At 58.4% G+C, this 11,697-nt stretch carries 8 protein-coding genes and 1 pseudogene; 2 read left to right on the top strand and 7 right to left on the bottom strand.

Annotated elements, in window-relative coordinates; genetic code table 11:
* Positions 1-10: 10 nt before the first annotated feature.
* The 5 genes from ACA058_RS06405 to ACA058_RS06425 form a co-directional block, all read right to left on the bottom strand.
* Complete coding sequence (locus ACA058_RS06405) at positions 11-712, bottom strand: ABC transporter ATP-binding protein (protein WP_020798122.1); 702 nt, start codon at positions 710-712, stop codon at positions 11-13.
* Complete coding sequence (livG, locus tag ACA058_RS06410; protein WP_497638339.1) at positions 713-1,480, bottom strand: high-affinity branched-chain amino acid ABC transporter ATP-binding protein LivG; 768 nt, start codon at positions 1,478-1,480, stop codon at positions 713-715. It lies immediately after the preceding gene.
* Entirely contained in the window at positions 1,477-2,733 is a 1,257-nt protein-coding gene (locus tag ACA058_RS06415; RefSeq protein ID WP_020798124.1) for a high-affinity branched-chain amino acid ABC transporter permease LivM, read from the bottom strand. The genes livG and ACA058_RS06415 overlap by 4 nt, the downstream gene beginning before the upstream one ends.
* Positions 2,730-3,653: a high-affinity branched-chain amino acid ABC transporter permease LivH gene (livH, locus tag ACA058_RS06420; RefSeq protein ID WP_007947264.1), complete on the bottom strand. Its 924-nt coding sequence runs from the start codon at positions 3,651-3,653 to the stop codon at positions 2,730-2,732. Before livH ends, ACA058_RS06415 begins: the two co-directional genes overlap by 4 nt.
* A gap of 232 nt (positions 3,654-3,885) precedes the next feature.
* Positions 3,886-5,013, bottom strand: a complete 1,128-nt coding sequence (locus ACA058_RS06425; protein WP_497638340.1) for a branched-chain amino acid ABC transporter substrate-binding protein — start codon at positions 5,011-5,013, stop codon at positions 3,886-3,888.
* Positions 5,014-5,363: 350 nt separating this feature from the next.
* Here ACA058_RS06425 and ACA058_RS06430 point away from each other — a divergent pair, with 350 nt between their 5' ends.
* Positions 5,364-5,669 (top strand): DUF2288 domain-containing protein, encoded by a 306-nt coding sequence (locus tag ACA058_RS06430; protein ID WP_497638341.1) that lies wholly within the window; start codon positions 5,364-5,366, stop codon positions 5,667-5,669.
* A gap of 306 nt (positions 5,670-5,975) precedes the next feature.
* Here the strand turns inward: ACA058_RS06430 and ACA058_RS06435 are convergent.
* Positions 5,976-8,170, bottom strand: a pseudogene (locus ACA058_RS06435) (hypothetical protein).
* A 196-nt stretch (positions 8,171-8,366) separates the two neighbouring features.
* Here ACA058_RS06435 and ACA058_RS06440 point away from each other — a divergent pair.
* Positions 8,367-9,260 (top strand): NAD(P)-dependent oxidoreductase, encoded by an 894-nt coding sequence (locus ACA058_RS06440; protein ID WP_497638342.1) that lies wholly within the window; start codon positions 8,367-8,369, stop codon positions 9,258-9,260.
* On the opposite strand, the gene ACA058_RS06445 is transcribed toward ACA058_RS06440, so the two are convergent.
* Entirely contained in the window at positions 9,217-11,433 is a 2,217-nt protein-coding gene (locus ACA058_RS06445) for a putative bifunctional diguanylate cyclase/phosphodiesterase (RefSeq protein ID WP_497638343.1), read from the bottom strand. The genes ACA058_RS06440 and ACA058_RS06445 overlap by 44 nt on opposite strands.
* Positions 11,434-11,697 lie beyond the last annotated feature (264 nt).

Genomic DNA, 11,697 nt, shown 5'->3' on the forward strand with positions numbered 1-11,697 from the left:
CCGCTAAGACTTAACCGCCCAAGTACGCATCACGCACTTTCGGATCAGTCAGCAGCGCTTCACCGGTACCTGTCATCACCACCCGGCCGTTTTCCAGCACGTAGGCGCGGTCAGCGATTTTCAGGGCCTGGTTGGCGTTCTGTTCAACCAGGAACACCGTCACACCGTCCTTGCGCAGCTGTTCGATGATATCGAAGATCTGCTGGATGATGATCGGGGCCAGGCCTAGCGAAGGCTCGTCGAGCAGCAGCAGCTTGGGTTTGCTCATCAGCGCACGGCCGATGGCGAGCATTTGCTGTTCGCCGCCGGACATGGTGCCGCCACGCTGGCTGAAGCGCTCTTTCAGGCGTGGGAAAAGTCCGAGAACCTTGTCCATCTGTTCCTGATAGTCGCCTTTGGCGGTGAAGAAACCACCCATGGAGAGGTTTTCTTCCACGGTCAGGCGGGAAAACACCCGACGACCTTCCGGCACCACGGCAATGCTCTTGCGCATGATCTGCGAAGAATCCTGCCCGACCAGTTCCTCACCCATGTAGCGGATGCTGCCGCTGTGGGCGCGAGGCGAACCGCACAGGGTCATCAAGAGCGTGGATTTGCCGGCACCGTTGGCGCCGATCAGGGTCACGATCTCGCCCTGGCGGACTTCGACGTTGACGCTGTGCAGGGCCTGGATCTTGCCGTAGAAGGTGGAAACGTTTTCGAACTGCAGCATTTACGCTTCCCCCAGGTAGGCTTTGATCACTTCAGGATTGTCGCGGATCTGTTCCGGCGTGCCGTTGGCCAGAGGCGTGCCCTGGTTGATCACGACGATGTGGTCGGAAATGCTCATGACCAGTTTCATGTCGTGTTCGATCAGCAGCACGGTGACGTTGTGCTCTTCACGCAACATGCTGATCAGCGCCTTCAGGTCTTCGGTTTCCTTAGGGTTCAGGCCGGCGGCCGGTTCGTCGAGCATGAGGATCCGTGGACGGGTCATCATGCAGCGGGCGATTTCCAGGCGCCGTTGCTGACCGTAGGCCAGGGTGCCGGCCGGACGGTTGGCGAACTCCTTGAGGTTGACCTTTTCCAGCCAGAACTCGGCGAAATCCATGGCCTCGCGCTCGCTTTTGCGAAAGCCCGGAGTCTTGAACAGGCCGGCCAGGAAATTGGTGTTCAGGTGGCGATGCTGGGCGATCAAGAGGTTCTCGACCGCGGTCATGTCCTTGAACAACCGCACGTTCTGGAAGGTACGAACCACGCCTTTGAGGGCGATCTTGTGGCCCGGCAGGCCCTCGATCGGCTCGCCATCGAGCAGGATGCTGCCGCCGCTCGGCTTGTAGAAGCCGGTCAGGCAGTTGAACACGGTGGTCTTGCCGGCGCCGTTGGGGCCGATCAGTGCAACCACTTGTTTCTCTTTCACGCTCAAGGCAACGCCGTTGACCGCCAGCAAGCCGCCGAAGCGCATGCTCAGGTTTTCTACTTTAAGGATCTCGCGGCTCATTTGCGCAGCTCCATGTGAGGACGTTGCATGGGCAGCAGACCCTGAGGGCGCCAGATCATCATCAGTACCATCAAGGCACCGAACATCAACATGCGGTACTCACTGAACTCACGCATCATTTCCGGCAGCAGGATCATCACCACGGCAGCAAGGATCACGCCCAGTTGCGAGCCCATGCCACCCAACACCACGATGGCGAGGATGATCGCCGACTCGATGAAGGTGAAGGACTCCGGCGTCACCAGGCCCTGACGGGCAGCGAAGAAGCTACCGGCAAAACCGGCGAAGCTTGCACCCAGGGTGAAGGCCGACAGCTTGATCACCGTAGGATTGAGCCCCAGCGCACGGCAGGCGATTTCGTCTTCACGCAACGCTTCCCAGGCACGACCCAATGGCATGCGCAGCAAACGGTTGATGACGAATAGCGCACCGAGGGCCAGCAACAGAGCGACCAAGTACAGGAAAATCACCTTGTTGATCGAGTTGTAGGCGATGCCAAAATACTCGTGGAAGGTCTGCATCCCTTCAGCCGCTTTACGTTCGAAGGTCAGGCCGAAGAACGTTGGTTTCTCGATGTTGCTGATGCCGTTCGGACCGCCCGTAAGGCCGGTCAGGTTACGCAGGAACAGACGGATGATTTCACCGAAGCCCAGGGTCACGATCGCCAGGTAGTCACCGCGCAAACGCAGCACCGGGAAACCGAGCAGGAAGCCGAAGGTGGCAGCCATCAGGCCGGCGATTGGCAGGCAGATCCAGAAGCTCAAGCCGTAGTAGTGCGACAGCAGCGCATAGCTGTAGGCGCCGACGGCGTAGAAACCGACGTAACCGAGGTCGAGCAGGCCAGCCAGGCCGACCACGATGTTCAGGCCCAGGCCCAACATCACGTAGATCAGCACCAGCGTCGCGATATCCACTGCGCCGCGAGAACCGAAGAACGGCCAGACCAGGGCGCCGGCGATCAACGCAATGATGATCCAGCGCTGGGTGGTCGGCAGGGTCAGGAAGTTACTGGCCTTGGCCGGAATCAGCGGCATGCTCGGCGAGGAGCGCCAGGCCGAGCTGATCTGCTGGTCGAACAAAACGCGCAGGAACATCAGCACCGAGCACACGGCGATGGTGATCAACGTGGCATCGCTGGTGCCATGAACTTCGAGGTTGATGCCGACGATGGTCAGCTTCAGACCGAGTACCGGATAGGCAACGGCCCATACCAGCAAGGCACTGAACAGTGCCTGTTTAAGATTCCTAGTCATACCTTCTCAACCTCCGGACGGCCCAGCAGGCCGGTTGGCCGGAACAACAACACCAAAACCAAGAGACCGAAAGCCACGACGTCCTTGTACTGGTCGCCGAAGATATCGGCGCCGAAGGCTTCCGCAACGCCCAGTACCAGCCCCCCAAGCATGGCGCCAGGAATGCTGCCGATACCGCCGAGTACCGCTGCGGTGAAGGCCTTGAGGCCGACCAGGAATCCGGCGTTCGGGTTGATCACGCCGTATTGCATGCTCAGCAGTACGGCCGCGATGGCCGCCAGCGCTGCACCGATGACGAAGGTCAGGGCGATGATGTTGTTGGTGTTGATACCCAGCAGGTTGGCCATCTTGATGTCTTCGGCGCAGGCGCGGCAGGCGCGACCCAGGCGAGAGCGGGAGATGAACAGCGTCAGGCCGAGCATGGCGACCAGGGTCACCACGAACACCACGATTTGCATGTAGGAAATCAGCACTTCATGTGCGCCACCTGGTCCGAAGGCAAAGTTGCCCGGAATCAGGTTGGGGATGGATTTGTCCTTGGAGTCTTGCGCCAGCAGAACCGTGTTCTGCAGGAAGATCGACATGCCAATGGCGGAAATCAACGGGATCAGACGGTTGCTGCCGCGCAGGGGGCGGTAGGCGATCCGTTCGATGCTGTAGCCGTAGGCACTGGTGACGACGATGGTCGCCAGGAAAGCGGCGGTCATCAACAGCGGAACACTGTCGAGTCCCAGCATGGCCAGCCCGGCGATGGCGATGAACGCCACGTAGGAGCCGATCATGTACACCTCGCCGTGGGCGAAGTTGATCATTCCAATGATGCCGTAGACCATCGTATAGCCGATGGCGATCAGGGCATACGTGCTGCCAATGGTCAGGCCATTAACCAGCTGTTGGAAGAAGTGATAGATGTCAGGCATTACAGCGCTCCTAAAAACCTGATACGCATTTCACTGGTGGAGTCATTTTCCCGCCCGGGCCCCGTGGATCTGCATCCACTTCGAATCCGGGTTTGCCAGCGAACCGCTGATGACGGTTTTGAGATTTTCAGGTGGGGAGACTGGCGGATCACGCCAGCGCGGCCCAGATACGTTCGTAAAACAAAGCCCACGGCACGCCGTGGGCTTTATTGGCAGTCAGTCAGGCAACGCCTTACTGAGGCTTGGCTTCAGTTTTTGGTTTGCCGAAGTGCCACTCGTAAACCACGAACTTGAAGTCTTTCAGGTCGCCCTTGTCGTCGAAGCTCAGGTCGCCGGTCGGGGTCTTGAAGGTACCTTTGTGGATGGCTTCAGCCACTTTGGCGGAGTCTTCGGACTTGGCGGCCTTGATCCCTTCGGCGATAACGGTCACAGCCGAGTAGGCCGGGAACACGAACGGACCGCTTGGGTCTTCTTTCTTGGCTTTGAACGCGTCAGCCAGGGCAACGTTGGCCGGATCCTGGTCGAAGGATTTCGGCAAGGTCACCAGCAGGCCTTCGGAGGACTTCTGAGCGATCTGCGAGATCGAATCGTTACCCACGCCTTCCGGACCCATGAACTTGGCTTTCAGGCCTTTTTCATCCGCTTGACGCAGGATCAGGCCCAGCTCCGGGTGGTAGCCGCCGTAGTAGACGAAGTCGACGTTGGCTTGCTTGAGCTTGGCGATCATCGACGAGAAGTCCTTGTCGCCGGCGTTGATGCCTTCGAACACGGCAACCTTGACGCCTTTGCCTTCCAGAGTTGTCTTGACGGCGGTGGCGATGCCTTCACCGTATTGCTGTTTGTCGTGCAGGACGGCAACGATTTTCGGTTTTACGTAATCGGCGATGTAGTTACCGGCGGCAGGGCCCTGGGCGCTGTCCAGACCGATGGTGCGGAACACCATTTTGTAACCACGGGCGGTGATGTCCGGGCTGGTGGCGGCCGGGGTGATCATGATCACGCCTTCGTCTTCGTAGATGTCCGAAGCCGGTTGAGTGGAGCTGGAGCACAGGTGGCCGACCACGAACTTGACGCCGTCGTTAACGACCTTGTTCGCGACCGCTACCGCTTGTTTTGGATCACAGGCGTCATCGTATTCAACGGCTTCGAGCTTCTTGCCGTCGACGCCGCCTTTGGCGTTGATCTGTTCAATGGCCATTTTGGCGCCGCTGAACTGCATGTCGCCGTATTGGGCTACAGGACCGGTCTTAGGGCCGGCGATGCCGATCTTGATGGTGTCAGCTGCGAACGAATGGCTGGCAACCCCGGCCAGAACCATAGCGGCAAACAGTTTGGAAATCTGCTTAGTAGCCTTAGTCATAGTGCTCCACTCTTACTGTTGTAGTTTTTATAGTCCTGGCGCCGTTGGCGGCCGAACCGGGTCAGATATCTACGACATCCCCCGGAAATGCCCCCCGGCAACTGTACCGGTACAGTGTAGAGCGCCGATTGTCAGCCTGGGAAGCTGGCGCCGGGGGGCAAAACTTGGAGGTGTCGCTTTTTTGAAAGAAAAAGTCAGAATTGCGGCGGGGTTTTGACGGGCTTATAGCCAAATTCCGTGCATTCCTTGGCATTCCTGCGCTTTTCATTCGGTAATGCAAATTGCTTCTGGGTTTTTCTGCCTGACCACCGACGTTATCATTGCGTCGATTTCTTTTCCGGACCGGACCCATGACTGAAGAACCTAGCACCCTCTATGCCAAGCTGCTTGGAGAAACCGCATCTATTACCTGGAAGGAGTTGGAGTCGTTCTTCGCCAAGGGTGCCCTATTGTGGGTCGACCCGGGCCTGGATCTGATCGCTGCGGCCGAGGCCATGGCGACGGATGAAGGAGAGAAAGTGGCCGCCTGGCTGGCCGCCGACAAGGTCGCCAAGCTGTCTGAATCGCGGGCGCTGGATTTATTCGAACGCAATCCGCCGTTGTGGGCAGTGGTGGTTTCACCGTGGATTTTGATTCAGGAAAGGGCGCAGGCTTGAATGGTTGCGCCATGTTGGTGCGACGACTTGGCGGGGTAAGTGTGTAGCCGAGTAGCGTGATGGCAGGTTGCCGTAGAGAAAGGCCACGCTTCACGGTGACGTAAACGTAACGGGAACAGTTGGGGGAGCATCCCGCGGGCTGCTTAATTGTTTCTGGATGTTGAATTTGTGCTGTATGAGAGGCCGTCATCGCGAGCAAGCTCGGCTCCTACAGGTTCGGTGTCGCATACAAATTTTGTGTGCACTACCGAACCTGTAGGAGCCGAGCTTGCTCGCGATTGGCGGCGACTCGGTTTTGCGCCGGTCTTAGAATGTCTTGCCCGTATGGTTATTCAACGAAATAACCTTGGTCTTGCCAATCCGGTGACGATAGATCTCACGCAGGTACTTGATCGCTTTCTTTACGCAATCGCGGGACAGGCGGATGTCGTTGATCGAGACAAACTTGTCCTTGTCGTTGATCAGCTCGCGATACTTCTTCTCGTACATCGGTTTGATCGCATACCAATTGGTATCGAGAATTTTCGCCGGGTTCTCGAACTCGTTGAGCAGGTCGTCGATCAGGTCTTCATCGAATTGTTCGTTGATGATGAAGTCCAGGACGGAGTTGTCCAGGGTGTCATCGAAGCGGTAAGGGGGGCGCGCAAAGCAACGCTTGATAAACGCCACGATCAAGGTCAGGAAATCGTCCGACAGGCACGGGCTCTTGGCGATCAGGGTGGTCAGGGACAGGTTGGCCGAGGCGCCAATCACCAGTGCATAGCGCTTGAGCGTGGTGTTGGGGAACAGGCTGTTGAGGTGGGTCTTCAAGCGGTTCAGGTCCATGTAGGACAGCTTGTAGTCCTTGGGCAGGGAAACGATCGACACCACCGACGAGCAGTTCTTGAAGAAGTGCAGATCGTGCAGGGCGGCCGCGTCATACCCCGAATTCTTGTACTGCTCCAGCGACGCCCGATAGCGCTTGGACTCGATCGGCAGCAAGCTGATGCCTTCGATGGCCTGGGTGACCTTGTTAAATGTGGCAGGTCGATGGAGCGGAAGAACAGGTCGTCGATGTTCAGGCGTTGCGGTTCTTTGTCGAAGACCTTGAATTTGTCGCTGCTCGGCGGCGGGGTTTCCGGCACTACGGATTCGGCATAGGCAATGGCCACCGGGCCGGCGAGGCTCATGAACAGGTCGTTGGCGTCCAGGCGAATGGTTTCGCCGATGTCGATGCCGGCACGGCGAAAATAGTTCTGGTCGTAGTCGGTCGTGACAGCCTGCGCGGTCAGAATATTGAAGATCTGCTGCGAGATGTACTGGTTGGCATGCTTTTCCATCGCGTTGACGTCGATGTTCTGGATATTGCCGTCGTCGCTTTCTTCGGCATAGCGCATGATGTCGTTGGAGATCAGCATCATCGCGTTCCATGGGCGGATACGGCCCATGACACTGGCTTCGCTGCTGTCTTCGTTAGCGAAGTTGTAGGAGAAGTCCCACTCTTCCGACAGGTATTTGCACAGCAGGCGACCGGCGTTGATGTGCAGCGCTTCGGACATTTCACTGCGGTGATCGGAAATGTTCGGCAGCACGCAGATGCCGCTGGTGAAGATCGGCTCGAAGACGAAGGCGTGGCCACTTTTGCTGTCGTGCTCGTCCATCGGCTTGGTGTCGAACGTCTTGTTCATGTACGAGTGTTGCTGGGCCAGGCCGAACTCCGAGGCCATGCCCGAACCGGTACCGCCACCGGCACTGAAGATCGAAAAATACAGGCGCGACTGGTTGGCCTTGATGCCGCAGCTGTCGATCAGGTACGAGTGGATCATCTTCCAGTCCGGGCTGGAGAAGCGCTGGGTGTCCTTGTTCAGGATGATCTTGGCCAGGTACTGGCCGAGGATCGGTGCGTTACCGGCACCCCCGGCATGGACTTCCGACAGGTCCATGATTTTCATTTTGCTGTAGTCACGCAGGAACCCACTTTTTTCGCCATTGCGCGAGAAGCGGATACGCCCGGCAATGTCCTTGTCCAGGTCGCCCAGCATCACCAGCGGTTTTACCAGGAACACCGGTTTGGTGGCCTTGTTCGGCCCCAGGCGCAAATTGTTACGAATCCACTGTGCCGGGCTGTAGCCTTTTTCCGCATAGCGCTTGTCTGGCGAGAGGCGATCTTCGTTGTTGAATTCGTTGAGGTAGAACTTGCGGGCGTTGTAGACCAGTTCCGCGACATCCAGCGCGATGTTCGAACCGCAGCGGCCCAAGCCAATCAGGCACACCGACGGGAATTGCTGATCGTTGTGCTGTTCGTTGTCGCCTTCCAGATGCGGTGGGCGGGGGAACACCATGTCGCGCAGGCCGTCGAGGTTGTCGAGGATGCGATCGGTGTTGGTTTCGGTGAAGTACAGGTATTGCTGGGTCGCCAGCGGGCGCGACGGCGTCAATGGCTTCGACGGAGTGGGGCTGTTCGCCGCCGGGCTCAGCGTCAGATCGGAAAGCGCAGGGGTCGGGTTGTTTTTAGAAGTCATTGTTCGCCATGTACCTGGGCTGGTTGGTCAGGCGACATACTGTCGTCGACCGTCACGGAATGAGAACTCGCGTCTTTTATCAGCGCGTATTTGTCCCGGGCGGCGCAGTCTCGCTTGTGCGTCGCTCGGCGGAATCCTTTCCTGAGTCTTGATGAATCGGCCAATATTCGGTGTTCTTTAATCAGAAGGAGGCAAAATGATGTCAATGCTACCGTCCCTGGGTTTTGCCGGAATCGGCCTGATGGGCTTGCCAATGTGCCGGCGCTTGCTCGCCGCGGGTTACCCGCTGACGGTGTGGAACCGTAATCCGGCCAAGTGCGCGCCGCTGGTCGAGGCCGGCGCACGCCAGGTCGCCACGCCTGCCGAGTTGTGCCGGCACGCCGAGGTGGTCATGTTGTGCCTAGCGGATACCTCGGTGGTTCGCGAAGTGGTTTTCGGCAAGTCGGGCATTGCCGAGGGGGCGAAAAAGGATCAACTGCTGGTGGATTTTTCCAGCCTGGAACCCACGGCGACCCGGGAAATGGCGACAGAACTCGGCAAAACGGGCATGGGTTGGCTGGATTCGCCGGTGTCCGGTGGGGTGGTGGGTGCCGAAGCCGGCAGCCTGGCGATCATGGTCGGCGGCACCGTGGCGGACCTTGAACGCGTCAAACCCGTTTTGTTGAGTCTGGGCCAGCGAGTGACGCACATGGGCGCCGTGGGAGCGGGGCAGGTGACCAAGGCCTGCAACCAGATGATCGTTGCTTGCAATGCGCTGGTCATCGCCGAAGTGGTGGCCTTGGCGGAGCGCTCCGGGGTCGATGCCAGCCTGATCGCCGAGGCACTGGCCGGTGGGTTTGCCGATTCAAGGCCCTTGCAGTTCCTGGCGCCGCAAATGGCCGAGAGTCGTTTCGAACCGGTCAAATGGCACGTGCGGACCTTGCTCAAGGATCTGGACTGCGCGGTGAAGTTTTCCCGCGAACAAGGTTCGGCGACGCCGATCAGCGGCCTGGCAGCGCAATTGATGCGCCTGCATGGGAGCCAGGGTTTCCTGGAGAAAGACCCGTCTACATTAGTGCAGATGTACCGTGAGTCAGACTCAGGTGCGTGACACTGTACGAATGCTTGCGCTGGTTTATTTCGTTCAGCACTGGCCGCAGTTCGGCCAGCGGTACCGGGCGACTGAGCAGGTAACCCTGGACGAAATCGCAGCCATGGCATTCGAGAAACTGGTACTGCTCGAAGGTTTCGACGCCTTCGGTGACCACCTCCAGATGCAGGGTGTGGGCCATGACGATAATGGCCTGGACGATTTCCATGTCCTGGGTGGCTATTGGAATGTCCTGGATGAATGAGCGGTCGATCTTCAGCGTATTCAGCGGCAAGCGCTTGAGGTAAGCCAGGGATGAATAACCGGTGCCGAAGTCATCGATCGACAGCGATACGCCGAGGGCGCGTATTTGCCGTAGCGACACCAGGGTATCGGCAATGCTGCCCATTAGCGCATTTTCGGTGACCTCCAGTTCCAGGCGATGAGGCTCCACCCCGGCGCTGCGCAATGCGCGTGAGATTTCGTCGCTCAGTTCTTCGCGCGCCAAGGTCAGGGGTGAGCAATTGATGGCGATCTTCAAGTGCTCGCAACCCTGGCGCGACAGCTCGCCCAAGTCCTCACAGGCCTTGCGCAGCACCCAGTTGTCCAGCTCGATGATCAGACCATTGGCCTCGGCTATGCCAATGAAGCGGTCCGGCGCGAGGAATCCGTGGACGGGGTGTTGCCAGCGGATCAACGCTTCGAGCTTGCTGACCTGGCCGGTTTTCAGGTCATAGATCGGTTGGTAATAGAGCATCAGGCCGGTGCCTTCGCGCAGGGCATGGCGCAATTCTTCCTCCAGTTGCAGCTCCAGCATGGCGCGCGCTTTCAGGTTGGCACTGAAGAAATTCAATCCGTTACGGCCGCTGTCCTTGGATTGATACAGGGCCAGGTCGGCGTTTTTCAACAGTTCTTCACAGGTCTTGCCGTCCTCGGGAAACACGCTGATGCCGATGCTGGTGGTCATGACCATGCGCCGCCCGGACAGCTCGATCGGTTCCTTCAATTTCAGCATGATGCGCTGGGCCATCTGTCGCGCTTCCTCACGGTCATGCAGGTCGATGAGGATGCAGAATTCGTCGCCACCAAAGCGTGCCACCACATCATCATGACTGCGCACCGAGCTTTTGATGTGCCGGGCGAGCACCTTGAGCAGTTCATCGCCGGCATCGTGGCCGAGGCTGTCATTGATGCGCTTGAAATGGTCGATATCAAGGAACAGGACAGCAAGCATGCCGCTTGCTTGAGTGCGCTCCAGGAGCTTCTCGGCGAACAGCTGGTTGAACCAGCGACGGTTGACCAGGTTGGTCAGGGCGTCATAGTGCGCCACCTGCTGCAGAGACATGCGCGCCTGGTCCAGTTGGCTGAGCAGCGAGTTGACACGCAGCAGGTCACGGTCCTTGCGTTGCAGCTTCTTGTCCGCCAGCGCCGCGCTGATGCAACTGCCCATGATGAGTAGTGTCATGACGGCTACCGTCAGGCCCAGTTGCAGATGGTTGTTTTCACCGGGCTGGGTCAACAGGGTGCCGGTTGGCAGTACCAGGTTGAAGGCGGCCATGCCGGTGAAATGCAGGCTGTAGATGCCTGCTCCCAGCACCAGGCTGGCGCCGCATTTGAGCAGTTGGTGAAAAATACCCGCGCCATTGCGCAGATAGCTCGCCAGCAGTAGTGCCGCCAGACTGGCGCCGATGGCGATCATGATGGAAAGGATGAACAGTGCAGGTTGGTAGTAGGCCGTCGCTTGCGAACGCATGGCGGCCATGCCCACGTAGTGCATGGTGGCGATGCCCAGGCCAATGATGATCGACGCCTTGCAGCATTGCCGGAAATTCAGGGTAGGCAGGCTCAGGGTGTGCATCGCCAGCCACGACGCACAGAGGGCGATCAACAGGGACAACAGTGTGATGGGCAAATGGTAATGCACGTCGATCGGCGCCTGGAACGCCAGCATGCCAATGAAGTGCATGGCCCAGATTCCGCCGGCCAGGCATCCGGCGCCGATCCAGCGCCATAGACGTTGGGAAGCTGGTTTTTGCGCATGGCTGATCCGTTCGGCCATATCAAGCGTGGCAAAACAGCCGGCGCAGGCGACCAGAAAAGCCAGCAGCACCAGAAAAGGGTCATGTACGCAATGGAGTATGACCTGTCCGCTGTCTGCTAGCTCTGTAGTGAAATGCAGACCAAGCCATTCCATAGCATGCCCCGTGGTTGTCTCCTTGGCCGGCAATCAACGCTGGCGAATGTGTTGGAGTATAGAGGCCGTGCATTGAACGCAAGGAATAGTGGCACATTGTCTCCCAATGATTTTGGAATGGGGCTTAGTTCGTTTGGAAATAAAATGTTGCATGGGTCGCGTCGGTTCCCATGGGCGGATATCAGCTTTACGAATAATTACAGACAGTCCTGGCCCACCTGACTAGATTGCAGGTTCCGGGCTCGGTTGCACTGGCAGTGAAGC

The sequence above is a fragment of the Pseudomonas sp. LBUM1649 genome, from assembly GCF_059716155.1.